Source organism: Metabacillus bambusae (genome assembly GCF_017497975.1).
GTDB lineage: Bacteria > Bacillota > Bacilli > Bacillales > Bacillaceae > Metabacillus > Metabacillus bambusae.
The window spans coordinates 127,045-152,599 of record NZ_JAGDEL010000011.1; the positions used below are offsets into that span (position 1 = coordinate 127,045).

The 25,555-nt window shown below is 36.5% G+C and carries 19 protein-coding genes; 4 read left to right on the forward strand and 15 right to left on the reverse strand.

Annotated elements, in window-relative coordinates:
• Nucleotides 1-303: 303 nt before the first annotated feature.
• Both rlmD and I7822_RS15510 read right to left on the reverse strand, forming a co-directional pair.
• Nucleotides 304-1,686 carry a 23S rRNA (uracil(1939)-C(5))-methyltransferase RlmD gene (rlmD, locus tag I7822_RS15505; protein WP_207979766.1) on the reverse strand — a complete coding sequence of 461 codons (1,383 nt, stop codon included), beginning with the start codon at nt 1,684-1,686 and terminating at the stop codon, nt 304-306.
• A gap of 262 nt (nt 1,687-1,948) precedes the next feature.
• A complete protein-coding gene (locus tag I7822_RS15510) occupies nt 1,949-2,860 on the reverse strand; it encodes a diacylglycerol kinase (protein WP_207979768.1) in 912 nt (303 codons plus the stop codon).
• A 433-nt stretch (nt 2,861-3,293) separates the two neighbouring features.
• Here I7822_RS15510 and I7822_RS15515 point away from each other — a divergent pair, with 433 nt between their 5' ends.
• The gene (locus I7822_RS15515; protein WP_207979852.1) at nt 3,294-4,046 is read left to right on the forward strand and encodes an AAA family ATPase; all 753 of its coding nucleotides are present in this window, start codon (nt 3,294-3,296) and stop codon (nt 4,044-4,046) included.
• 339 nt (nt 4,047-4,385) lie between these two features.
• Here I7822_RS15515 and I7822_RS15520 read toward each other — a convergent pair whose 3' ends face one another.
• From I7822_RS15520 to I7822_RS15530, 3 genes are all read right to left on the reverse strand, one after another.
• A complete protein-coding gene (locus tag I7822_RS15520; protein ID WP_207979770.1) occupies nt 4,386-5,384 on the reverse strand; it encodes an inorganic phosphate transporter in 999 nt (332 codons plus the stop codon).
• A gap of 19 nt (nt 5,385-5,403) precedes the next feature.
• Nucleotides 5,404-6,024, reverse strand: coding sequence for a DUF47 domain-containing protein (locus I7822_RS15525; RefSeq protein WP_207979772.1), 621 nt, complete (start codon nt 6,022-6,024; stop codon nt 5,404-5,406).
• A gap of 223 nt (nt 6,025-6,247) precedes the next feature.
• A complete protein-coding gene (locus I7822_RS15530; protein WP_207979774.1) occupies nt 6,248-7,384 on the reverse strand; it encodes an AI-2E family transporter in 1,137 nt (378 codons plus the stop codon).
• A gap of 248 nt (nt 7,385-7,632) precedes the next feature.
• Here I7822_RS15530 and I7822_RS15535 point away from each other — a divergent pair, with 248 nt between their 5' ends.
• A complete protein-coding gene (locus I7822_RS15535; protein WP_207979776.1) occupies nt 7,633-8,190 on the forward strand; it encodes a tyrosine-type recombinase/integrase in 558 nt (185 codons plus the stop codon).
• Nucleotides 8,191-8,207: 17 nt separating this feature from the next.
• On the forward strand, nt 8,208-9,722 hold the full coding sequence (locus I7822_RS15540; RefSeq protein WP_207979778.1) for a potassium/proton antiporter: 1,515 nt from the start codon (nt 8,208-8,210) through the stop codon (nt 9,720-9,722).
• 218 nt (nt 9,723-9,940) lie between these two features.
• On the opposite strand, the gene I7822_RS15545 is transcribed toward I7822_RS15540, so the two are convergent.
• The 6 genes from I7822_RS15545 to putP all read right to left on the reverse strand — a co-directional run bounded on the left by I7822_RS15545 (nt 9,941) and on the right by putP (nt 16,944).
• The gene (locus tag I7822_RS15545; protein ID WP_207979780.1) at nt 9,941-11,236 is read right to left on the reverse strand and encodes a hemolysin family protein; all 1,296 of its coding nucleotides are present in this window, start codon (nt 11,234-11,236) and stop codon (nt 9,941-9,943) included.
• A 52-nt stretch (nt 11,237-11,288) separates the two neighbouring features.
• Entirely contained in the window at nt 11,289-11,675 is a 387-nt protein-coding gene (locus tag I7822_RS15550) for a MerR family transcriptional regulator (protein ID WP_243459494.1), read from the reverse strand.
• Nucleotides 11,676-11,994: 319 nt separating this feature from the next.
• Entirely contained in the window at nt 11,995-13,425 is a 1,431-nt protein-coding gene (gene gatB / locus I7822_RS15555) for an Asp-tRNA(Asn)/Glu-tRNA(Gln) amidotransferase subunit GatB (RefSeq protein ID WP_207979788.1), read from the reverse strand.
• Nucleotides 13,426-13,439: 14 nt separating this feature from the next.
• Nucleotides 13,440-14,897, reverse strand: coding sequence for an Asp-tRNA(Asn)/Glu-tRNA(Gln) amidotransferase subunit GatA (gene gatA / locus I7822_RS15560; protein WP_207979790.1), 1,458 nt, complete (start codon nt 14,895-14,897; stop codon nt 13,440-13,442).
• A 13-nt stretch (nt 14,898-14,910) separates the two neighbouring features.
• Nucleotides 14,911-15,201, reverse strand: a complete 291-nt coding sequence (gene gatC / locus I7822_RS15565; RefSeq protein WP_207979792.1) for an Asp-tRNA(Asn)/Glu-tRNA(Gln) amidotransferase subunit GatC — start codon at nt 15,199-15,201, stop codon at nt 14,911-14,913.
• 270 nt (nt 15,202-15,471) lie between these two features.
• Nucleotides 15,472-16,944, reverse strand: a complete 1,473-nt coding sequence (putP, locus tag I7822_RS15570) for a sodium/proline symporter PutP (protein WP_243459487.1) — start codon at nt 16,942-16,944, stop codon at nt 15,472-15,474.
• A 569-nt stretch (nt 16,945-17,513) separates the two neighbouring features.
• On the opposite strand from putP, the gene I7822_RS15575 reads away from it, so the two are divergent.
• Nucleotides 17,514-17,957: a hypothetical protein gene (locus I7822_RS15575; RefSeq protein WP_207979794.1), complete on the forward strand. Its 444-nt coding sequence runs from the start codon at nt 17,514-17,516 to the stop codon at nt 17,955-17,957.
• Nucleotides 17,958-18,173: 216 nt separating this feature from the next.
• On the opposite strand, the gene pruA is transcribed toward I7822_RS15575, so the two are convergent.
• From pruA to pcrA, 4 genes are all read right to left on the reverse strand, one after another.
• Nucleotides 18,174-19,721, reverse strand: coding sequence for an L-glutamate gamma-semialdehyde dehydrogenase (gene pruA / locus I7822_RS15580; protein ID WP_207979796.1), 1,548 nt, complete (start codon nt 19,719-19,721; stop codon nt 18,174-18,176).
• Nucleotides 19,722-20,061: 340 nt separating this feature from the next.
• Nucleotides 20,062-21,249 (reverse strand): CamS family sex pheromone protein, encoded by a 1,188-nt coding sequence (locus tag I7822_RS15585; protein WP_243459488.1) that lies wholly within the window; start codon nt 21,247-21,249, stop codon nt 20,062-20,064.
• 15 nt (nt 21,250-21,264) lie between these two features.
• Nucleotides 21,265-23,271 carry an NAD-dependent DNA ligase LigA gene (ligA, locus tag I7822_RS15590; RefSeq protein ID WP_207979798.1) on the reverse strand — a complete coding sequence of 669 codons (2,007 nt, stop codon included), beginning with the start codon at nt 23,269-23,271 and terminating at the stop codon, nt 21,265-21,267.
• Between the two features lie 37 nt (nt 23,272-23,308).
• On the reverse strand, nt 23,309-25,531 hold the full coding sequence (gene pcrA, locus I7822_RS15595; protein ID WP_207979800.1) for a DNA helicase PcrA: 2,223 nt from the start codon (nt 25,529-25,531) through the stop codon (nt 23,309-23,311).
• Between the last annotated feature and the right edge of the window lie 24 nt (nt 25,532-25,555).

Genomic DNA, 25,555 nt, shown 5'->3' on the forward strand with positions numbered 1-25,555 from the left:
TTATAAAGTTATTCTGAATAATAATAAAATAACAAAATAGGGTTATTTAGACTTTCCAAATCTTGCTGTAATTAGTTAGAAAATCATCATAGGAATATTAGTACGAACAAGCACCTCTTTTGAGATACCTTTAAATCAACTATTACACCATTTTTTTATTCGAAAATAATTAGTTATTTTTCACAGACTCAATAAGGGATTGGGCAAGAAAAAGACCCCAAATTCGCAAAAGGTTTTTTTACGAAATTGGGGTCGGTTGGAGTAAAATGTTTATTTATATTTATTAAGACATATTTTTTTTGATTACAACTTCAACGCTAACTGTGCTACACACTCCACATGAGTCGTATGCGGAAACATATCAACAGGCTGCACCTCAACCGTCACATATCCACCCTGTTCAAGCACATTCAAATCCCTCGCCAGTGTCCCAGGATTACAGGAAACATACACCACCCGATGAGGCTTCATATCCAGTATTGTTTTAAGAAGGGCTTCATCACAGCCTTTTCTCGGTGGATCCACGACGATCACATCCGCTTTGTTTCCCTGCTTGTTCCACTCAGGAATAACAACCTCAGCTTCTCCAACTGCAAACTCAGCATTTGTAATTCCATTTAGCACTGCATTTCGTTTTGCATCTTCTATGGCTTCTGGGACAATTTCAACACCAAACACCTTTTTCGCTTTTTGAGCAAGGAATAGCGAAATAGTTCCAATCCCACAATAGGCATCAATGACAGATTCCTTACCTGTAAGGCCTGCATATTCTAATGCCTTATCGTAAAGCACTTTTGTTTGCTCAGGATTAACTTGATAAAAGGAACGAGCTGAGATGGCAAACTTCACATCGCCAATTTTGTCATAGATATATTCCTCTCCCCAGAGGACCTTTGTATCATCGCCGAAGATAACGTTTGTGCGTTTGTTGTTTATATTTTGAACAATAGATTTTACTTGAGGAAATTGTTCGGTAATTTGGGAAATGATTTCATGTTTATGCTGAAAGTCATTTGTTTTCGTTACGAATACGACCATCATTTCTTTTGTGACGAGGCCATAGCGTACCATTATGTGACGCAACCACCCTTTATGCTTTTCTTCGTTATAAGCTCGAATCCCGTACTGTTCACATATTTTCTTTACAGCCTGAACTACATCATCATTTTCAGCTTGTTGAATTAGGCATCGTTCCATGTCAATAATATCGTGGCTTCGTTTTTGATAAAAGCCTGCTACAAGTCCACCTTCTCGCTCACCTATAGGGACTTGTGCCTTATTTCGATAATTCCACGGATCATTCATTCCAAGTGTTTCGTGAACCTTTACTTTGTTAAGATCTAGCTTCCCGATTCTTGCAAGCACTTGCTCTACTTGCTTTTTCTTAAAGTTGAGCTGACCTTCATAACTAAAATGCTGAAGCTGACACCCTCCACATTGAGAGTAGATTGGGCAGGGTGCTTCAATACGATTTTTACTTGTTTCATATAGCTCAATTAAACGACCAAAAGCAAATCCCTTTTTCACCTTAATCACTTTAATTTTCCCACGTTCATCTGGGAGCGCATTTTCAACAAAGATAGGGAACCCCTCTACTTTTGCAACACCTGCACCTTCGTGAGTTAAGTCCTCAAAGGTTACTTCGTAATATTCATTTTTCAAAACGGGTGCTTGTAATTTTGGCATTTTGTTCTTCCTTTTCATGCAAACTAATTTTCTTATTTTATCATAGTAGACTAACTAGAAACAAAAGCGCAAGCGCCTTGAACAGCCTCGGGCAAATAAGATGATTTAGAATAGAAGGCGTTCTTTGCCTTCAATTCTAAATTAGCTTATGAGACCTCGAGGGGCTAGGTGCTGGAGCTGGATGTCAAAGCGGTATCCACAGTACTATAATTTTATAAATGTCCTAAAAAATAAAAAAACCTGGCCTGATTCTGCCAAGTTTCTATTCCTCCATTTGTCTAGCTTTGTCAGATGACATCATCACATCAATATGCTGATAGAGGTTAACAAATTCTCCTGGTAGCAGGCCACCGTATTCACCATCTAAGTTCAACTGCATTTTATCATTATTTGTAACCTTTACCCGATTCGCTTTTGTATAAATAATATGCTCATCATTTATATGTTCGCCTCTTAAAGCCAAACTCGCGACACGGATAAATTCGGCCAGGTTTGCCTTTTTTAAGATTAACAAATCAAACATTCCATCATTTAACTTGGAATCGGGTGCTAACTTTTCAAAGCCACCAACCGAATTCGTTAGCGACACTAGGAATAGCATAATTTCACCTTGAAAAAGCTTGCCATCATATTCAATTTCCACTTCAGAAGGACGGATAGATGGTAGCATTTCCATTCCTTTTAAATAATAAGCAAGCTGCCCGACCATTGTTTTTAGCTTACTAGGCACTTCATATGTAAGCTCGGTTAAACGACCTCCACCTGCAATATTTATAAAATAATGATCGTTTACACGACCGATATCAATTTTTTGAGGCTCACCATTTAAAATTACCTCAACTGCTTGAATGACATTATTTAATGGAATCCCAATCGCTCTTGCAAAGTCATTAGTTGTTCCAACAGGAATGACTGCCAGTTGTGGCCTTTCTTCAAGCTCAGCTATTCCATTAACTACCTCATTAATTGTCCCATCTCCACCTGCTGCTACGATCAGATCGAAGCCTCGTTCACCTGCAACCTTAGCAGCTTGAATTGCATCTCCTTCACAAGTTGTTGCATGGCATGATGTTTCATACCCAGCTTGTTCGAATTTTTGCAATACCTCGGGTAAATGCTTTTTAAAAAGCTCCCTACCTGAAGTTGGATTATAGATAATTCTTGCCTTTTTCATCCCCATCATCCTATTATCTAAAGAATGTATTTTGCATATTTACACTACCGAGATAGTATAAAAAATATAAACTAATGCACTCACCATATAGACTCTGCAATAAGCCAAAATTTTATGGTGGTCAATCAATAACAACTTTATTTATATGTACAAGTATCGCAATTAATAGCTATATCAATAATGTGCCCAATTTAAGCGACAACAAAACTTCTTTTCCGTTTAATGCCCAACTATTATTATCACCATGTTTTTAAAGAAAAGTAAAGTTTTTAATTATCAATTTCACCAATTGTTCTTTTTATAATGTTTCTTTCATCCCCCACTGAACGTTAGATCACTTATTACCTGCTAAGAATGGAGAAAAGCACTGAAGTAAATTGAAAATTTTGCTAAAATAGGAGAAAAGGTAACAGAGCGGAGGATTATCATGAGTATGTTTAATCAGCAATATATTAGAGGTATAAAGCTCAAAAAAGACGAGGTTCCTTCATTTAATACCTATCCTTTTACCTTACCTAGCATTAAGTCCCTAAATGAACTATCCCTTCACCCTAACGTAACCTTTATTATAGGCGAAAACGGGATGGGTAAATCTACATTATTAGAGGCCATCGCGATTTCAATTGGTTTTAATCCAGAGGGAGGATCATTGAATTTCAACTTCACAACATATGATTCTCATTCCAGCCTTGAAAATTATCTCAGTATAACGAAAGGGGTAACGAAGCCTAAAGATGGCTTTTTCCTTCGGGCGGAAAGCTTTTACAATGTTGCGTCAAATATTGAAGAGTTAGATAATGACCCAGAATCGTATGGACCGCGTATTATAGACTCCTTCGGTGGAGTATCACTTCACGAGCAATCACATGGAGAAGCCTTCTTCGCAACCTTCACAAACCGCTTTCGAGGAAATGGAATCTATATTCTAGATGAACCAGAGGCTGCCCTTTCACCATTAAGACAATTATCAATGTTAACTAGGATTAATGATTTGGTGAATAAAAACTCACAATTCATTATTGCTACACACTCACCAATTATAATGTCCTATCCTAAAGCAAAAATTTTAGAACTAACTGAATCAGGTATCAATGAATCGAGGCTAGAGGATACAAATCATTATTCGATTATGAAGCAATTTTTTGATGATAGAGAACGATTAATCCATCATTTATTAAAGGAATAATCTTAAAGGATACATCCCCGTCCATTGCTACTAACGCTTGGCTTTAGCTAATCACTTAACAATTAGAAAAGCGCAAGCGCCTTGATCATCGCCGTACAAACTGGAGGAGCATCGACTGAGATAAAGGAAACACGGTAAGCGTAAGCGAACCGATGTTGACTTATCGTAGGGAGATGATCTGAAGTTTGATAGGCGATAGGCGCTGGAGCTAGACACCAAAACTAAGTACAAAAACTTATACTTTCTTACCTTGCAAAAAGAACCCTACTTAAAAAAGTAGAGTCCTTTATTAAATTTATATAGTAGAAATCAATCTATAAGTACTCAATGTAATTCATCTTAAAAAAATAAATTTAATATTTGATAAGTAATTCCTGCTAAAATAGCTGAAATTGGTAAAGTGATTACCCATGTTATAACAATTTTTCGAGCTACTCCCCATTTTACGCCTTTTACACGTTGAGCAGAACCAACCCCCATAATAGCAGAAGAGATAACATGAGTTGTACTAACTGGGAGGTGAATGGTAGTCGCTCCGAAAATAATTAGTGCTGAAGCTAGATCAGCCGCTGCACCATTTACCGGACGAATTTTCATAATTTTCCCGCCAACCGTTTTAATGATTTTCCAACCACCAATAGACGTACCAACTCCCATTGCAGTCGCAGCTGAAATACGAACCCACATCGGAATATCAGCAGAAGTTTGATAATTTGCCGCAATAAGCGCCATTGTTATAATCCCCATTGCCTTTTGAGCATCATTTGTTCCATGTGTAAAGGATTGTAGAGCAGCTGTCCCAATTTGAAATAATCTAAAGCCTTTATTAGATTTGTATAAATTCGTTTTTCTGAAAAGAACAGCAAATAGACTCATCATGACAAATCCAAAAGCTAAAGCCAAGAATGGTGAAATAAGTAGCGCCTGAAGGATTTTGATAAATCCATTCCAATTCAGGATACCAATACCTGCTGCTGAGATAGCTGCGCCTGCTATTGAACCAATCAAAGCATGGGAGGAGCTACTTGGTATACCATAATACCATGTGATAAGATTCCAAGCTATCGCGGCAATAAGAGCCGCTAAAATGACAACTGAACCATTATCAAGTGCAAAAGGATCCACAATATCCTTTGTTATCGTTTTAGCCACACCGGTAAAAGTTAAAGCACCGACAAAGTTCATGACAGCAGCTAAAATAATTGCTTTTCTTGGTGACAAAGCACGTGTAGACACAGAAGTTGCAATAGCATTTGCTGTATCATGAAATCCATTGATAAAATCAAATGCTAACGCACAAATAACAACTAAGATTGTTAGTAATAGAAGTGTATCCATAATTATTATTAACGCTCCCTTATGCGTTACGCATGATAATAGTTTCGATTGTATTCGCTACATCTTGGCAGCTATCTGTAACTTTCTCAAGCATTTCATATATTTCCTTATGTTGCATAATTTTAATTGGATCTTTTTGTGTAGCAAATAAATTTTTAATAGATACCCTTAAAAGCTCATCACTTTTTGATTCGATATCCTTAATTTTAATTGCATGTGCCCTCATATCAAGCAATTTCTTGTTTGATAATAATTCCATCGCTTTTGTAACTTCAATGGTACTATCGTAAATATAAGCTACAAATTTATCGATGTGCTCATCAAATTCTGTAAAAGAGAACATTTCATAATAGGCTACACATTGCTCTAAGCCATCCAATATATCATCCATTTTCATTGCTAACTGTAAAATATCTTCGCGTTCAATTGGTGTAATAAAGGTCTTATTTAAGTCAACAATCAACTCATGTATGTAAGTATCACCTTTACTCTCATAGTTTTTCATTACTGATGCTATTTCTTTTAGATCACTAACATTTTTCACTTTTAGATCAACTAAATATTTTGCAGATTCTTCTACATTTTTAGCAACCGTTAATATCTTCTCAAAAAACACATCTTTTTTTGATCCAAACACCATTAGAAAACCCTCCATAGATTCTATCTATTTTTTTCTTCACCCAATGTCTTATTTTATTGCATTTTGTCGAATTTACAATATATTTATATAAAATTTACAAAACCTTTACAATAGACCTTTGATTTTTATTTTTTTTTCAAAAAACGATTATTAATACATGAGCTTTATAGGCAAAAAAACAGAGGCTTTACACCTCTGCTAAAATAACGTAATATCTATTCGATTAATCATTATACAATTCACTTCTAGATTTTAACTCCTCAAACAAATGTGTAATAATAACCTTTAAAACTGCATATCCAGGTACTGCCAAAATAATCCCGATTACTCCAAAAAGATTTCCTGCTGTTAGGATAACAAAGATAATCGTAATTGGGTGGATATGAAGATTTCTTCCCATAATTTGCGGAGAAATAAATTTCCCCTCTATAAGTTGGACAACCGTCCAAACAATAATTAGTTTAAGCAGCATGATCGGTGAAGTAACAATCGCGATAATTAATGCTGGGGTAATCGCAATTGCTGGTCCTAAATAAGGGACAATACTTGTAAAAGCTGCTATAAGAGCTAACAAGGAAGCATACTCAAGGCCTATGATTAAAAAACCGATAAATAATAAGAACCCGATACAAAAACTGACGATAATTTGTCCTCTAATATAAAGGCTAATACTATTATTGATTTCCTTCATAACATCGAATGTCTGGCTACGAAATGACACTGGCAATAAACTTAAAATATATTTAGGAAGTTTTTTTCCGTCCTTTAATAAATAAAACAAAATGAATGGCATGATAATTAAGGCTAAAATAAAATCCTTGACTGCTCCTACAAAAACGCCAATTCCCATCCATGTATTGTTTACTATTTTTGAAACCTGATTAGAAATATTATTTGCTAGATCAGGCACATTAATATTTAATGTTTTTTGGGCCTCATTAACAAACTGGCTTCCAACAATCTGTTCAATCAATTCTTCTACATCTTTCGTATATTGTGGAAAGCTATGAACTAAACTCATAATCTGCTCTCGTAAAAAAGGGATAACAGATACAATTAATATGCTGATTAAGCCAATAATAACAAGATATAACAAAAGGATTGAATAGACCCTTTTAACTTTTAATTTTTCAAGATAGTTAACGATTGGGTTTAACAAATAATAAAGCACTGTTGCCATCATAATAGGTAAAAGAACTGTTTTAAACAGAACTTCTAATGGTGTGAAGATAAATGAGACCTCTCTAAAGATTAATATATTTATTCCGATTAATAATAAAATCATTAAAAAAAGCACAAATCGATTATTTAAAATTAGCTTTTTAAATATCTCACCTTTTGGATGACGTGAATTTTCCATCAACTTTCCCCTCTCAAATACTTCAAAACAATAGAACTCCTTATAGAAACATAAGGCTTTCCTGTTTTAAGTTACATATTTATAGTACCTTTAATTTCGCAATGTTGTAAATCACTTTGGACACCTTAAACAATAAATACTTTCATTAATTTACATTAGACTATATAGCTAGCTAAGAAGCATATTGATTTCATGTAACATAATCCTGTGTTATAGTTACATTATGTAACATAAAGGGGTAATTTTGAATGAAAACGGTAGAAGCAATTAAAGATGAACAGCAAATTCTTTCAATTAAGTCTTACTTAGAGTGTCGCTCATCTCGTGATTACTGTTTGTTTATGCTTGGCATAAATACAGGTATTCGAATCCATGATTTATTACATCTGCACGTAAAAGATTTTATGACCGAAACTGGTGAATACTATCATTACCTTCAATCATCGGTACACACAAATCCTCCAGTCTACCTTAACTTACAAGTTCGTAACGCATTAAAATCCTGTATTTTAGATGGGTCACTAGATTATAACGATTTTCTTTTTAAATCAAGAAAGACCAACGATCCAATTACTCGTCAGCAAGCCTATCGAATTATTAATGAGGCCGCTAAACAAGCAGGGATTAGCGATTCAATTGGTACACACACGCTTCGTAAAACATTCGGATACCATGCCTATCGAAAGGGAATTGCCATCTCTCTCATTCAAAAAAGACTCCAGCACTCCACCCCTTCGGAAACACGACAATATATAGGAGTGACAAACCAAACTGCAGTACAAATCAAGCTTGACGTAAATTTATAGAAAGTGAGTTGATGTATATGTTTGCAGATATTTTACACACAGACACATTTATTTTACTAACAGCCATTCTATTAATAGCAGGAGTGTTAACGACAAAATTTTCTGCAAGGTTAGGCGTACCTGCCCTTGTCCTATTTATGATGGTTGGTATGGTAATGGGTAGCGATGTATTAGGTATTATATATTTTGATAATGCAAGTACTGCCCAAATGATTGGTGTCTTTGCACTTGTTGTTATTTTGTTTGAAGGTGGACTTCAAACAAAATGGAAAACTCTTCGCCCTGTCATAATCCCCTCTCTCTCCCTTGCAACAATTGGTGTTCTTTTAACATCTGGTATTGTTGCCGTCGCAGCAAAGCTTATTCTTGAATTAGGCTGGCTAGAAGCAATTTTGTTTGGAGCCATTGTCGGTTCGACAGATGCTGCAGCGGTGTTTGCAGTGTTAAAGGGACAAAATATTAACGAACGAATTGGTACAACATTAGAGGCTGAATCGGGGTCAAACGATCCTATGGCCGTATTTTTAACAGTTGCTATGATTGAATTGATTACCATTCCTGAAACTAAGATCATAACAATGATCGGTACGTTCTTTGTCCAAATGGGTCTTGGTGTATTACTTGGTTTTATTGCAGGTAAATTAGCTGTTAAAGCATTAAATAGGATAAACCTTGATTCTAGTGGTCTTTATCCCATTTTTGCCATTGCCTTTGCCTTACTCACCTACGGTATCACAGCCTTCATGAACGGAAGCGGACTTCTTGCAGTGTATGTATTAGCAATCATTATCGGAAACGCAGAAATTGCTTATAGACATTCTATTTTCCGCTTTTCAGAGGGCTTTGCATGGATGATGCAAATCTCAATGTTTGTTATTTTAGGACTTCTCGTCTTCCCATCTGAGCTATTCACTTGGGATATTATCTTTAAAGGCATCTTAATTTCAGCGATTCTTATGCTTGTAGCTAGACCAATTGCCGTGTATGTATCAACGATAAAAATGAAGTTTACAAATAAAGAATTAGTCTTTCTTTCGTGGGCAGGTTTGAAAGGAGCAGTACCAATTGTCCTTGCTACTTTCCCATTATTAGCAAATATCGAAGGTAGTCAACTCATTTTCAATGTCGTATTTTTCGTTGTTCTTACTAGCTGTTTAATTCAAGGAGCAACCGTTACGAACTTAGCTGACAAATTAGGATTAACTGGTCCTAAAAAGGCCACGCCCATGCATTCACTTGAACTTGTATCTCTTGGAAAAGTAAATACTGAAATGATTGAATATGAAATTGATACGGACTCAAGCTTAGTAGGTAAAACGCTACTTGATATTCCATTCCCAGAAGGTACATTAGTTAATGCAATCATCCGAAATGATCAACTCATTACCCCAACTGGAACCACGAGGATTAAATTAGGAGATTTTCTCTATATCCTTGCATCCAAGAGTAGTAAATCAAAGTTAAAACAAATTCTTCAAGAGAAACAAGATCATGTAGATGAGGAAGCTAGTGATTCATATCAATCTGTATGATATGAACAAAAGCGCAAGCGCCTTGATCAGCCTCGGGCAAATAAGATGATTTAAAATAGAAGGCGTTCTTTGCCTTCAATTCTAAATTATCTAGACCCTAGAGGGGCTAGGCGCTAGAGCTGGATGTGTGCGCTATCCACAGTACAAGAATTTTATAATTTCCTAAGCAACTAAGAAAAAAGACGTTCCATTAAAGGAACGTCTTGCTTCGGTAATCTTTACACTTTTTGAACTTCTAAATATTGAATATGGTGTCCATCAATTTCACTAACTTTGAATAAAAACCCTTCTCTTTCGACTTCCGTTCCAGCCTTAGCATCGATATTTTCAGTCAAGAACCAACCGCCAATTGTGTCAATTTCTTTATCCGATAAGTTTGTTCCGAGTAAATTGTTCACATCTCCGATTAAAACTTTTCCGTCTAAAATATAATGATTATCCTTCAATTTACGAATCTCCGGTATTTCATCTTCATCGAATTCATCTCTAATTTCTCCAACAATTTCCTCTAAAATATCTTCAACAGTAACTAATCCAGAAGTACCGCCATATTCATCAATTAGAATAGCAATGTGAGTACGTTCCTTTTGCATTTTAACTAATAAATCGTGAATGGCTATCGTCTCAATAACACTAATAACTGGATTTATATAGGCTGATAGCTTTAACTCTTTCACACGATCTTTATTCATAACCTTGTCAGTTAACAATTCCTTCATATTCACAAAGCCAAGAATGTTGTCTTTATCTCCATCATCTACTGGGTATCTTGTATAGTTTTCTTCTCTTACAGTATTTAATATTTCATCAAGAGAATCATCAATCGAAATACTCACCATTTCAGTACGAGGAACCATTATTTCTTTCGCAATTCTTTCATCAAATTCAAAAATGTTGTTTACATACTTTAACTCCGCCTGATTAATTTCCCCACTCTTGTAGCTTTCTGATAATAAGATACGAAGCTCTTCCTCTGAATGAGCTAAATCATGCTCTGAAGCCGGCTTTAACCCGAAGATCCCAACAAGCAAACGAGCCGAACCATTAAGTAACCAAATAAAAGGATACATAATTCTGTAAAACCAAATAATTGGAACAGATAAATACAAGGCTATAGCCTCAGCCTTTTGAATAGCAACCGTTTTAGGAGCAAGTTCACCAACTACTACATGCAAAAATGTTACGATCGCAAAGGCTATTCCAAATGATAAAATACTAGTAATAGATTCATTCAAATGGAAGTATTCAAATATAGGATGTAACAGCTCTTCAAACGTAGGTTCTCCTAACCAACCAATCCCTAAAGCAGTTACAGTGATCCCTAATTGGCAGGCTGATAAATACTCATCCAAATGAGATACTACCCTTTTAGCAGAAACTGCACCTTTTTTCCCTTCAGCAATGAGTTGATCAATTCTAGACGTACGTACTTTCACAATAGCAAATTCTGTTGCTACGAAAAATGCAGTGAAAGCTATTAATAAAGCAAGCAAAAATAAGTTTATCGTGGCCAATGAGTAGTCTTACAAGAGTAAGACCTACACCTCCTATTATTGTTAAATAATTTTAATTGATTAATAGTAACAATGTTTGTATTAACGAAAGACTTTCATGAGATATTTGCTTTTTCATCTCTTCTTGACTTTTTGGATCATTCTTATCGAAATGGGCAAGTATTTCAGATACATCATTCTCTAGCCCTCTAATTTTCAGTCTTAATTCGTGAACATCTATTTCTTCTGCATCTTTTTCTAACATATCTTTTCTTATTTTATCTAAAGACATGCCCTCTGCTTTGCACTTTTCAATATAGTGTAGACGCTCTATAGCAGATTGATCATAGTACCGATAATTTGAAGCAGAACGTTCTGCCTTCAACAATCCTATCGTTGTATAATAGTCAATTGTTCTTTTCGTCACGTTAGTAATTTCAGCTAATTCGCCGATTCTCAGATTCTCTGCCCCATGTTATCACCCCAAAACCAAAACGTTATAGTTTATATTAACAGTTTAATAGAAACCAAACAAACTTTCAACTTATTAATACCTTTTAATAGGCTCTGTTAAACTTGGCTGTTGATTTCCGCTACTAGCGCTCGCTTTCCGCGGGCAGTCCGTGAGACTCCACAGGAGACTCACGTATCCGTTTCAATAAACAAAGTGCCAATATCAACAGTGAGCTTAAACAGAGCCTTTTAATAAATAACCCAAAATTAAAAGCAGTGGACTTAAGTTCCACTGCTTTATCAGACTGACAGGCTGCTTTATTCTATTAACGTTTTTGAATTTCTTCCATCAACAACTTATTAACCATTGGTGGATTGGCTTGTCCTTTTGTCGCTTTCATAATTTGACCGACTAAGAAACCAATTGCCTTTTGCTTCCCATTTTTAAAATCGTCAACAGATTGTGGATTTGCATCTAAAGCGTCTGTTACAAATTTACGTAGTGTTTCATCATCTGAAATTTGAACGAGACCTTTCTCTTTTACGATTTTTTCAGCGTCTCCACCATTTTCAATAAGTTCCTTGAAAACTTGCTTAGCAATTTTAGAAGAAATGGTTCCGTTTTCGATGAGTTTGATCATACCAGCTAATCCTTTAGCAGTTAGAGCCACATCTTTCAGCTCTTTCCCTTCAGCATTTAAGTATGCTGATACTTCACCCATGATCCAGTTAGAAGCCTGTTTCGCTTCCGCCCCAGCCTCTAGAGTTTGTTCGAAGAAGTCGGACATTTCCTTTGTCATCGTCAATACTTGTGCATCATATTCAGGTAAACCGAGCTCATCAATATAACGTTTACGACGATCGTCTGGAAGCTCGGGAATGGAAGCGCGAATTCGTTCCTTCCATTCTTCATCAATATAAAGCTCAACAAGATCTGGTTCTGGGAAATAACGATAATCGTCAGAACCTTCTTTTACACGCATTAAGATCGTCTTTTTTGAGGCCTCATCATAACGACGTGTCTCTTGATCAATCACACCACCTGAGCGAAGAACCTTTTCTTGACGTTTTTCTTCATATTCTAAACCCTTTTGTACGAATGCAAATGAGTTTAAGTTTTTAAGCTCTGTTTTCGTACCAAATTCCTCTTGCCCTACTGGACGAAGTGAAATATTAGCATCACAGCGTAGTGAGCCTTCTTCCATTTTACAGTCAGAAACCTCTGTATATTGAATAATAGCTTTTAGTTTTTCTAAATAAGCGTATGCTTCTTCAGGTGTACGAATATCTGGTTCAGACACGATTTCAATAAGTGGTGTACCTTGACGGTTGAGGTCAACTAATGAGTAGCCGTCACCAGAGTGGATTAGCTTTCCAGCATCCTCTTCCATATGAATACGCGTAATCCCGATTCTTTTCGTTTCACCGTTTACTTCAATATCAATCCATCCGTTCTCACCAATCGGTTTATCAAATTGAGAAATTTGGTATGCCTTTGGATTATCTGGATAAAAGTAATTTTTACGATCAAACTTTGTCTCAGTTGCAACTTCACAATTTAGTGCCATACATGCTTTCATTGCGAAGTCAACAACCTTTTTATTCAAAACTGGTAAAACACCAGGATAACCTAGCTCGACAACAGTTGTATTTGTATTAGGTTCTGCTCCGAAATGGTTTGGTGCACTTGAAAAGATTTTAGATTCTGTTTTTAACTCAACATGGACTTCTAGTCCGATAACCGTTTCATAATTCATTGGTTTCTCACCCCTTACAGTTCAGGTTTTGCTTTATGATGATCTGTTGCTTGCTCAAATGCATGGGCAACTCGGTAAATTGTACTCTCGTCGAAATGCTTACCAATAATTTGTAATCCAAGTGGTAAACCATTGGATAAACCACAAGGAACTGAAATACCAGGTACACCTGCTAGGTTAACTGGAATAGTTAAAATGTCATTCATATACATTGTTAACGGATCTTTTAAATTTTCACCAATTTTAAATGCTGGTGTAGGTGTTGTTGGTCCAATAATAACATCGTATTTTTCAAAAACATCTTCAAAATCTTTTTTAATTAATGTTCGAACCTTTTGAGCCTTTTTGTAGTATGCGTCATAGTAACCAGAGCTTAACGCAAATGTGCCAAGCATAATCCGACGTTTAACTTCATTACCAAAGCCTTCTGCACGGCTTTGCTTGTACAATTCAATTAAGCTTTCTGCATTATCAGAACGGTGACCGTAGCGAACACCATCAAAACGTGAAAGATTTGCAGATGCTTCTGATGAAGATAATAAATAGTATGTAGCAAGAGCATATTTAGAGTGCGGTAATGATACCTCTTCCCATGTTGCTCCTTGCCCTTCTAACACTTTAAGTGCATCTAGAACAGATTGCTTTACTTCTTCCTTAACACCTTCACCTAGATATTCTTTCGGCACGGCAATTTTCAATCCCTTTACATCACCAGTTAATGACGAAAGAAAATCTGGCACTTCAACATTTGCAGAAGTAGAGTCCATTTCATCAACACCAGAAATTGCTTGTAAAAGGAATGCATTATCTTCAACATTTCGTGTAATTGGTCCGATTTGATCTAAAGACGATGCAAATGCTACCAATCCAAAGCGTGAAACACGACCATATGTAGGCTTTAACCCAACAACCCCACAAAAAGCTGCTGGCTGACGAATCGATCCACCTGTATCAGAGCCGAGTGAAAACGGAACTTCTCCTGCTGCAACCGCTGCAGCTGATCCACCGCTTGAACCACCTGGTACTGTTTCAAGATTCCAAGGATTTCTCGTTGGTTTGTATCCTGAGTTTTCTGTAGAAGATCCCATTGCAAACTCATCCATATTTAATTTACCGATTGTAACAGCTTCAGCATTTTGAAGATGTTTAACAACCGTCGCGTCATAAATAGGATCAAAGTTTTCTAGAATTTTACTCGCACATGTAGTCCGCAAACCCTTTGTAACAATATTATCTTTTATTCCAATTGGCATACCAACTAATAGGCCAAACTCGTCACGACTACCTAATGCTTCATCTAATTCCTTCGCATATTTACGTGCGTTTTCTTCATTTAAAGTTAAAAACGCGCCAACTTTGTCGTCTACCTCTTGAATACGATTATAAGATTCATCAACTAGTTCAGAAACTTTGATTTCTTTTTTATGTAAAAGTTCTTTTAATTCTGATATTTTATGATCAAAAAGCGCCATGCTTGTCCCTCCTTTATTCTAGAATTGATGGTACACGAATATACCCATCTGCATGATCTGGAGCATTTTTAACAACTTCTTCGTTGTCTAATCCTTTTTTCGGAATATCCTCGCGCATGATATTTTTCATATCTAATACATGTGATGTTGGTTTAACATTTTCAGTATCTACTTCATTTAGTTGTTCAGCAAACGTGATGATTGCATCTAACTGACTAGCAAAAAGCTCCGCATCCTCTTCAGTAATTGATAAGCGTGCTAAATTAGCTACGTGTTTAACTTGATCAGTAGAAATTCTTGACATATCCTTTCACCTCCACAAAATCGTTCATTCACAATACTCTGATGATACCAAACTAAGGACTATTTAATCAACATTTCCCTAAGAAAAGCATCGTGCGTCCTTAACTAAGAGAAAAGTATAATACATAGCCGACATAAAGATATTGTCAGTTCGACAAATACCAATATAATCCCCAAGTATCACTTACTACCATTTTTTATGGAATAAAATTTAATACGAAAAAAACATCCACCTTCTAAATAAATAGAAGATGGATGTTTCAATTCCATATTAGGATTTTTTCAATTCTTCTTTAAAAGAATCAAACTCATTTTGGACTTCTTCTGAAGGCGCCTTTCCTATTAAACTTACAATCATAATTGCAATCCATGCAAATATGAATCCTGGTGCTAGCTCATACAGATCAAAAATTCCACCTGTAAGATTTGACCAAATAATTACTGTTAGAGTACCAATAATCATTCCTGCCAATGCACCATTTCTCGTCATACGCTTCCAGAACAAGCTCAAGATTATTACCGGACCAAATGCAGCACCAAAACCAGCCCAAGCATAACTTACTAACTCTAGTACTTTACTTTCTCGATCATAGCCTAGGAAAATCGCGATAAGAGCGATAGCAAGACATGCAATTCTACCAACCAACATTTCTTCCTTTTGACTAGCTTCTCTTCTAAAGAGTTGCTTATAAAAATCCTGTGCTAATGCACTTGAGGCAACGATTAATTGGGAATCAACTGTACTCATAATCGCTGCAAGAATCGCTGCAAGTAAGAATCCTGAAACCCATGGATTAAATAAAACTTGTGAAATCATGATAAAAACTGTTTCGGAATTTTCTAGAGGTGCATCAGCAAAGTATGCAATCCCTGTAAACCCAATAAAAATCGCTCCAAATAGTGAAATAATCATCCATGTCATCCCGATTAAGCGTGCTTTTGGGATTTCCTTTGTTGACCTAATTCCCATAAAGCGAACAATAATATGTGGCTGACCGAAATACCCAAGGCCCCAAGCAAGTAGTGAAGCGACACCTATAAATGTTGCTCCATTATTGACATTTAGATAAGATGGATCAATATTTCCGATTTTCTGTAATGTTTCTCCCCAACCACCTAGTTCATATACTACAACGATTGGTATAACAATTAGAGCTAAAAGCATTAAAATACCTTGAACAAAGTCGGTCCAACTTGCAGCTAAGAAACCTCCAAATAGTGTATACGAAAGAATAACTGCGCATCCGACCCATAAAGCTAACCTATAATCCATTCCAAATGAACTTTCTAAAAGAATGGCACCACCTACAAGACTTGAAGAAGTATAGAATGTAAAGAATACAAGAATAACAACTGCCGATACTACCCTTAGTAGCTTTGATTTGTCATGAAAACGATTTTCAAAATAGTCTGGTACGGTAATTGAATCATTGGCCACTTCTGTATATACTCTGAACGGTTTAGCTACAAATTGCCAATTCAAGTAAGCACCAATTGATAACCCAATTGCAATCCACATACCTCCCATTCCACTAACATACATAGCACCTGGTAACCCTAACATTAGCCACCCGCTCATATCAGATGCTCCTGCACTTAAAGCTGCAACTCCAGCACTTAGACGTCTTCCACCTAGTACATAATCATTTAAATTACTTGTCATTTTGGTGGCAACTATACCTATAGCTCCCATTCCTATTAGATAGATAATTATTGATGTTAACTGTGCTATATTAATATCCATTTTTCATTACTCACTCCTCTTCTCTGTAAAATACGTAATAATTGATAGTAATATTAACAATGGCATAGGTATTAACAGCCAAAACCAAGTCGCTACAGTTAATTCCACGTTATCACCTCCTAAAATTGCTTTCAACAAATCCTTATGCAGGCTTATGCAATTTCATGATGATTGATCATTACAGATTAATAGGTTACCAGTAAACACAAGACGTCTACAATCGTAACACAGTATGACAAACCTAACAAATTGAGTGGGTTTGGATTTTCTCCGAAATGTATATTTATTCAAAAAAAAGTATCGATTTTGCACTATACCCTATTATTCATTATATCTATTCATTAAAATTCATAAAATTAAGTTTGCATTTTTCTAAATAATCACCCTGTTTTTTTTCGCGAATTTTGTCTTTCATATGGAAAATGTAAAATAATTTCAGTATAAAACTTTTTTAAATTTCTTCATTTATTTATCTCGTAAACTTAATTGGAGATCATTTGTATTTCTAGAAGATTCTTCTGAAACATGATAAGATTGTACAAAATTAATCATTGTCAGGAGTGGACTTAGTGAAGAAATTTTTGTTCGGCTTTGGAGGCTTTTTAATCCTTCTAGGTGCAGCAGGAATTATTAATCATATTTCAATGGCCATAAAGGCGGTACAAGAGGAACAGGAAATGTATGGGGGATCCATTCACCTCATGATCCTTCAAATGACTGGTTCAACCATTGGACCTTACTTATCATGCATAATTGGCGGCGGAGTGATTATCGCCATCACACTCTTCCTTAACGAGTATCAAAAGCGCAGCGAGCTAACATCTCAATTAATTCAAGCACTCTCTGAACAACGGTCAATTCAAAATGAGAAAAAAACGGATAATCACAATTCAATTCGCGAGGAATACAAAGATACAGATGCGAAGATTATCAGTGCGACTAAAACTAAAGTTGAGCCACGCCTTGAAGCATCAGAAAATCAGGATAATGAACGTTTTTTTTGGAAGGGTTAAGAACAAAAGCGCAAGCGCCTTGAACAGCCTCGGGCAAATATGATGATTTAGAATAGAAGGCGTTCTTTGCCTTCAATTCTAAATTAGCTTATGCCCTCGAGGGGCTAGGCGCTGGAGCTGGATGTCAAAGTGTTATCCATAGTACAATAATTACATAATTTACCATACGCAAACAAATAAAGGGACTGACTCAAATTTAGTCAGTCCCTTTATTGTTTATAGCATTTCAGACGTCGTTTTTGCCTGCATGTGCAGCAGCAGATAATCAGGTCCACCTGCTTTTGAATCTGTCCCAGACATATTAAAGCCGCCAAATGGTTGATAGCCTACAATAGCTCCTGTACAGCCACGGTTAAAATAGAGATTGCCAACATGAAAGTCTTCTCGAGCTTTTTCTATGTGTGAACGATTATTTGTTAAAACAGCACCTGTGAGTCCATAATCTGTATTGTTGGCGATATCAATTGCGTGCTCAAAATCTCTTGCCTTACAAAAGGCTACGACTGGTCCAAAAATTTCTTCTTTCATAATTCGGGCATTTTCACTAACATCTGCAAAAATAGTAGGCTCGATGAAGAAGCCTTGTGAATTATCACCTTTCCCTCCAGCGACTAATCTCCCTTCCGCTTTACCGATTTCAATATAGCTTAGTATTTTTTCATAGGCAGCCTGATCATTGACAGGACCCATAAAAATCGTTGAATCCTTTGTATCACCAACTGTAAGATTCTTTGTGATTTCCACAACTCGAGTTAACACCTGATCATATACGTCTTCAAGAATAACAGCGCGAGAACATGCTGAGCATTTTTGACCTGAAAACCCAAAAGCAGATGCCACAATTGATTGTGCTGCTAATTCTAAATCAGCAGATGAATCAACAACAATCGTGTCCTTTCCACCCATCTCTGCTATAACACGCTTTAACCAAATTTGCCCTTCATGGACCTTTGCAGCCCGCTCATATATTCTTACACCAACCTCACGCGAGCCAGTAAAACTAATAAACCTGGTTTGGGGGTGATCAACTAAATAATCTCCTACCTCAGCGCCACTTCCCGGTACATAATTAACGACACCTGGCGGCAGTCCTGCTTCCTCTAATACTTCAATAAATTTTGCTGCAACTACCGGTGTTGTACTAGCTGGCTTTAATAATACTGTATTCCCAGAAACGAATGCAGCTGAAGTCATCCCAGCCATAATCGCAAATGCGAAATTCCAAGGAGAAATGACGATACCGACCCCAAGCGGTATGTAGTTAAAACGGTTATATTCAATTTGTCGACTCTCAACAGGAATCCCATCCTTTAAGCTCAACATTTGTCGACCGTAATACTCCATAAAGTCAATTGCCTCAGCAGTATCAGCGTCTGCCTCATTCCAAGGCTTTCCTGCCTCTTTTACAAGGAGTGCCGAAAACTCATGTTTGCGTCTCCGAACAATAGCTGCTGCACGAAATAAAATATCCGCTCTCACTTCAGGTTTAGATTTTCGCCAAGATTTGAACGTTACATCGGCAATCTGCATCGCTTTTTCCGCATGCTCCCTAGTTGCCTTTGATACAGTACCAATAATTTCTTCCTTATTTGCAGGGTTTATGGAGATGATTTTATCCTTTGTTGACACACGCTCTCCACCTATAACCAAGTCATAATCTTGATTTAAATAGGAGTGAACAACTTTAAGACCTGCTTCAAACGCATGTTTATTCTCTTCTACTAAAAAGTCTGTAAATGGTTCGTGCTTGTAAGGTACCACCATTTTCGAATGCCTCCTTTAAATTTTAAGATAGAGCGTTAAGATCATGACTTTTCCTTCATTAAAACTCACAAATTAAAACTGATCTTGTGTTTGAGCTCTTATGCTTCATTCGTATGCATGCCTATTGATAGAAATGAGTATCTTTTCTTTCTAGTTATTTTAATCATGATCAAAAGCGTTCGATGTTGACTTTAACATTTTAGCAGGGAAGTTCACTTCTGTTTTAGCACTAAAGTGAATGTCAAAGCGCTTATCCATAGTAAAAGAATTTTATTATTTTCTTGCAAACGTAAAAAAACAAGCTAAGATTTTGTTCTTAGCTTGCATTCTCACCTTACATTTACTTATAAATATGAACAGTTGGCTCTTCTTGGTTTGGTTCTTTCATTATAAGTGCTTCCTGTCCTGAATTAGACATAACATTGACTTCAAGTGTTATATAGTCAGGGAAGTATTCCATTACCTTACCTGTTATAAACTGTGTAAAGGCGATTACTTCCGCTTTTCCATAAAACTGCATTGGAATTTCTATATCTAAATAATTTAATTCTCCGTTTTTATAAAAGGCTTTTCCAATTACACCTGTGTAATTAGGGAAAAATTCCTCAACATCAGATTTAAAACGATTGAACATTTGTGCATCATCTCGATAATCACTTGTCGCTTCATCTGATGGAAAGAAATAATAATCTTCATCAATTCCTTCCCACTTGCCAAGACTATTGCTGCCTGCCTTCACAACTGTTTTCGTCACGAAATTACCAGGAACAATCGAAGATTTTTTTTCTTGTTCATATATCGCAATAACAATTGGAACATTTTCCAATCCTTTTGTGTTTCTTACACGATTAATCACTTGTTGTGCATATTCTTTTCCTTTTGTTAAAAGCTCACTTGTACTTATTTGTTTCTCACGAGCATACCCATCTTCCTGTTGAAAATAATGAACAGAGTTCATCGCTAGACCAATGACAACTCCACCTAATTCAACTGTATTTTCATCCTCGCGAATTAAATAGTTATGTTCAAGAATATGGGATAAGTAGATCGGGTTTTCTGAATGTAATTCCTCAAGATTTCCACCATCAGGCAAAGCTGGATTTAGCCCGACCTCAGTATATTCTTTTTTTGCCTTTTTCGCCTTTTCTTGAGCAGCTTTTAACTTTTCACCGGTTAGCTTTCGATTCAGCCAACCTTGAATGACTTCCCCAGTTAAATATTGGCCTTCTTGATATAAATACTTATCAGGAGAAAACGTATCTTGGGCAACCCTCATTAAACCTGTTTCAAATTCATCAATATCTAAGCGAGTATTTAATTGTTCTGAAACAAGTCCTCTTGCTTCCCCTGGTTTAAAAGGCAAGATCATCTTGTAATACGAATCTGAAATATTGTATTTGGGGATAATCGCCTGTTCCTTTGATTCGTCCTCTGTTTCCTGCACGATTTCTTCTTGCTCTCCAAAGTTTGGTGCACAAGCTGTTAATACAAAAAAGCTTGTTAACACCATAAATAGTTTCTTTTTCAAGTGATTCCACACCTCTTATTTATTTAGTTCATCAAAGAGCCTAGCTTCGTCCCATATTTCTATATTTAATTCTTGGGCTTTGTTTAGCTTGCTTCCTGCTGATTCACCAGCTACAACAAGATCTGTACTTTTACTAACGCTACCGGTTACTTTACCACCAAGTGCTTCAATACCTTCTTTTGCTTCATTTCTTGATAGCTGTTCAAGCTTCCCTGTTAATACAACAGTCTTTCCAGCTAGGTATGAATCACTGTCTTCAACCCTAATCAACTTTGGTCCCTTGTATGTCGTATTAACACCTAGAGATTTAAGCTCATTCACTAAATACTGCACATCTGGGTTATCAAAATAAGTGACAACTGCATCAGCCATTTTGTCTCCTATTTCATTTATCGTAATAAGTTCATCCTTTGAGGCTTGTTGAAGCTGTTCAATTGTTTCAAATTCTTGCGCTAATGTTTTTGCTGCTTTTGCACCAACATGGCGAATCCCTAAACCAAACAATAGTCTTTCAAGTGAGTTCTCCTTTGATTGTACAATTGCATTTAATAAATTATCGGTAGATTTTTCTCCCATTCTCTCAAGCTCGAGAAGCTGATCTCTCGTTAATCTGTATAAATCTGCAACATCTTTAATTAATCCCTCTTGAAATAATTGTGCTACAACTCTTTCACCAAGACCATCAATATTCATTGCATTCCTTGATACAAAATGAATAAGACCTTCTTTAATTTGAGCCGGACATTGTGGGTTAATACAACGAAGAGCAACCTCACCTTCAATACGAACTAGCTCACTTTCACAAGCAGGGCAATGTGTAGGCATCGAAAAGGTTTGTTCTTCACCAGTGCGAAGATCTATTAGCACATTGACAACCTCAGGTATGATATCACCTGCTTTTTTGACGACAACTGTATCACCAATTTTAATATCCTTTTCTCTAATTAAATCTTCATTATGAAGTGAGGCACGTTGAACAGTTGTCCCCGCAACCCGAACTGGCTCTAATAAAGCTGTTGGAGTAATGACACCAGTTCGACCTACACTTAATTCAATATCCACTAGCTTTGTCATAACTTCCTCTGCTGGAAATTTATATGCAATGGCCCAACGTGGACTTTTAGCAGTAAACCCAAGCTCTTCCTGTTGAGCGAGAGAATCCACCTTAATAACGATACCGTCAATATCATAAGATAAATTTGCTCTTTTTTCTTGAAGATCTTCAATGATGTTGAGGACTTGTTCAATCGTTTCACATTTTCTTCGTTCTTGATTTGTTTTAAATCCTACTTCTTCTAGTAAATCAAGTGCTTCACTATGTTTTTCAACACCTGTTCCACCTAAATCTGCAATACTGTATACAAAGATATCTAAATTTCGCTTTGCAGCTATTTTAGGATCTAGCTGTCTAATGGAACCAGCTGCAGCATTACGTGGGTTTGCGAATGGCTCTTCCTCAAGTTGTAATCGTAATTCATTAAGCTTCTCAAAGGACTTTTTCGGCATAAATGCCTCACCACGTACTTCAAAGGACAATTCCTTCTTTAATCTAAGTGGAATGGAGCGAATCGTCTTAAGGTTTTCCGTAATATCCTCACCTGTTGTACCGTCTCCTCGTGTAGCACCTTGTACAAACAGTCCATTCTCATATCTTAAAGAAACCGCTAAACCATCAATTTTCAACTCAACAACATATTGAACATCGTCACCAACAGCCTGCTTTACTCTACGGTCAAAATCACGTAAATCAGTCTCATTAAAAGCGTTACCTAGGCTTAACATTGGTGTTTTGTGAACAACCTTTTGAAAAGCCGCTAACACTGTACCCCCGACTCTTTGTGTAGGGGAATCTGATGTTTTTAATTCAGGAAATGCTTCTTCAAGCTTTAATAGTTCCTGCATAAGGCGGTCATATTCAGAATCAGGCACGCTTGGTTTATCTAAAACATTGTATTCATAATTATAAGTGTTTATTAGCTCATGGAGCTCGTGAGCTCGTTTATTTGCTGATTGTTTATCCATTCAGATGTCCAATCCTTTCTACCTAACTATCTTCTCTTTAAACGCGATTAATTGGTGCAAATTTTGCAAGCAGACGCTTTATTCCAACAGGACTTGGGAAAGCAATATCTAATTCCTTTCCTTCCCCTGTACCTTTTACACTAACGACTGTACCAATTCCCCATTTTTTATGTTCAGCTTTATCTCCAACAGCCCAAGAAATTCCGTCCCCACCAGTTGAAGCGGCAATAGGTTTAGAAACTGGTGGGCGCTTTTCAAGACGACGACTTGAATTAAAAGCAGAGGTAGAAGGAGAAGTAGATTTCTTTACTTCATTCAAATTCTCGATCAACTCACTTGGGATTTCAGAAATAAATCGTGACTCAGGATTCATACTTGTCCGCCCAAACAACGTACGCATTTGTGCATTTGTAATGAACAGCTCTTTTTCAGCTCTAGTAATCCCTACGTAAGCAAGACGACGTTCTTCCTCCATCTCATCCTCTTCCATTAATGAACGGCTATGAGGGAAAACCCCTTCCTCAAGTCCGATTAAGAACACAACAGGAAACTCTAATCCCTTTGCTGAGTGAAGGGTCATTAACACAAGTGCATCACTTTGTTCCTGCTCATCTTCTTCAAGTTTATCAATGTCAGATACAAGTGCTAAATCTGTTAAAAACGCCACAAGACTTTTATCTTCATTTTGCTTTTCAAAGGTTTGAGTGACCGATAAAAACTCATCGATATTCTCTAATCGACTTTGTGCTTCAATTGTTTTTTCTAGTTTAAGCATTTCTCGATAACCAGATTTCTCAATGATCTCTTCGGCGAGCTCTGTAACAGATAAATAATCCTGCATATTACCAAGGTTTCGAATCAATTCACGGAATTCAACTAAAGCGTTTATAACTCTTGCACTTACACCTATTTGTTCAATTTCATCTAATGCTTGAAATAGAGATAAATCATTGTCTATTGCATAATTAGCAATTTTATCAACAGATGTCGAACCAACACCACGTTTTGGTACATTGATGATACGTGCTAAGCTAATATCATCATCAGGGTTTGCAATTAATCGTAAGTAGGCAAGTAAGTCTTTAATCTCTTTACGATCATAGAACTTAATGCCTCCAACGATTGTGTAATTTAGATTTGATTTAAGTAATACTTCCTCAATAATCCTTGATTGTGCATTTGTTCTGTAAAGAATTGCGATCTCTGAAAGCTTTCGTTGTCCTGAATCTACCAGCTGTTTGATTCTCCCTGCAACAAATTGTCCCTCTGCTGCTTCACTATCTGCACGATAGTACGTAATCTTTGCCCCTTGTTGATTTTCAGTCCAAAGCTTCTTCGGCTTACGATTTGAATTCCTTTTAATAACCTCATTTGCAGCCTCTAAAATTAACTTTGTTGAACGGTAGTTTTGTTCTAGCAAAATCACATTCGCTTGAGGATAATCCTTTTCAAAGGAGAGGATATTAGCAATATCTGCACCACGCCAGCGATAAATTGATTGATCAGAATCACCTACAACACAGAGGTTTTTAAACCGTGAGGCCAAAAGCTTAACTAACATATATTGAGCTCTGTTCGTATCTTGATACTCATCAACATGGATATATTGAAATTTACGTTGATAAGATTCAAGCACTTCAGGTACACGTTGAAACAATTGAATGGTTGTCATAATCAAATCATCAAAATCAAGAGATTGATTTTTGCGTAGCTTCTTTTGGTATTCCCTGTATACATCACTAACCATTTGTTCATAGTGACTATTAGCTGTTTTATCATATTCCTCAGGTGTTATCAGTTCATTTTTCGCACTGCTGATTGAACCTAATAAGCTTCTTGGCTCATATTTTTTAGGATCAAGGTTTTTTTCTTTAAGCACAGTTTTAATAACCGACAATTGATCTGTCGTATCAAGTATAGAAAAGTTACGATTAATTCCCATTCTGTCACTATCTCGACGTAAAATTCGAACGCACATAGAGTGAAAGGTTGAAATCCATATTTCATCAGCACCAGGTCCTAAAATCCGTTGAATTCTCTCTTTCATTTCACGTGCTGCTTTATTTGTAAATGTAATCGCCAAAATATTCCATGGAGCGATTTGTTTTTCAGTCATTAAGTACGCGATCCGATGGGTTAACACACGGGTTTTACCACTTCCCGCACCCGCCATGATTAATAACGGACCATCCGTTGTTTTTACTGCCTCTTGTTGCATGTCATTCAAACCTGAAAGTAATTGATTTGATAAGAATTGCAACTTCTTCACCACCTTAACAAACAT

What these genes read in the sequence shown, in the direction of transcription:
- rlmD (WP_207979766.1), bottom strand. Translation starts at nt 1,686, where the DNA reads ATGCCAAAATTACAAGCACCCGTTTTGAAAAATGAATATTACGAAGTA.
- I7822_RS15510 (WP_207979768.1), bottom strand. Translation starts at nt 2,860, where the DNA reads ATGAAAAAGGCAAGAATTATCTATAATCCAACTTCAGGTAGGGAGCTT.
- I7822_RS15515 (WP_207979852.1), top strand. Translation starts at nt 3,294, where the DNA reads ATGTTTAATCAGCAATATATTAGAGGTATAAAGCTCAAAAAAGACGAG.
- I7822_RS15520 (WP_207979770.1), bottom strand. Translation starts at nt 5,384, where the DNA reads ATGGATACACTTCTATTACTAACAATCTTAGTTGTTATTTGTGCGTTA.
- I7822_RS15525 (WP_207979772.1), bottom strand. Translation starts at nt 6,024, where the DNA reads ATGGTGTTTGGATCAAAAAAAGATGTGTTTTTTGAGAAGATATTAACG.
- I7822_RS15530 (WP_207979774.1), bottom strand. Translation starts at nt 7,384, where the DNA reads ATGGAAAATTCACGTCATCCAAAAGGTGAGATATTTAAAAAGCTAATT.
- I7822_RS15535 (WP_207979776.1), top strand. Translation starts at nt 7,633, where the DNA reads ATGAAAACGGTAGAAGCAATTAAAGATGAACAGCAAATTCTTTCAATT.
- I7822_RS15540 (WP_207979778.1), top strand. Translation starts at nt 8,208, where the DNA reads ATGTTTGCAGATATTTTACACACAGACACATTTATTTTACTAACAGCC.
- gatB (WP_207979788.1), bottom strand. Translation starts at nt 13,425, where the DNA reads ATGAATTATGAAACGGTTATCGGACTAGAAGTCCATGTTGAGTTAAAA.
- gatA (WP_207979790.1), bottom strand. Translation starts at nt 14,897, where the DNA reads ATGGCGCTTTTTGATCATAAAATATCAGAATTAAAAGAACTTTTACAT.
- gatC (WP_207979792.1), bottom strand. Translation starts at nt 15,201, where the DNA reads ATGTCAAGAATTTCTACTGATCAAGTTAAACACGTAGCTAATTTAGCA.
- putP (WP_243459487.1), bottom strand. Translation starts at nt 16,944, where the DNA reads ATGGATATTAATATAGCACAGTTAACATCAATAATTATCTATCTAATA.
- pruA (WP_207979796.1), bottom strand. Translation starts at nt 19,721, where the DNA reads ATGGTGGTACCTTACAAGCACGAACCATTTACAGACTTTTTAGTAGAA.
- ligA (WP_207979798.1), bottom strand. Translation starts at nt 23,271, where the DNA reads ATGGATAAACAATCAGCAAATAAACGAGCTCACGAGCTCCATGAGCTA.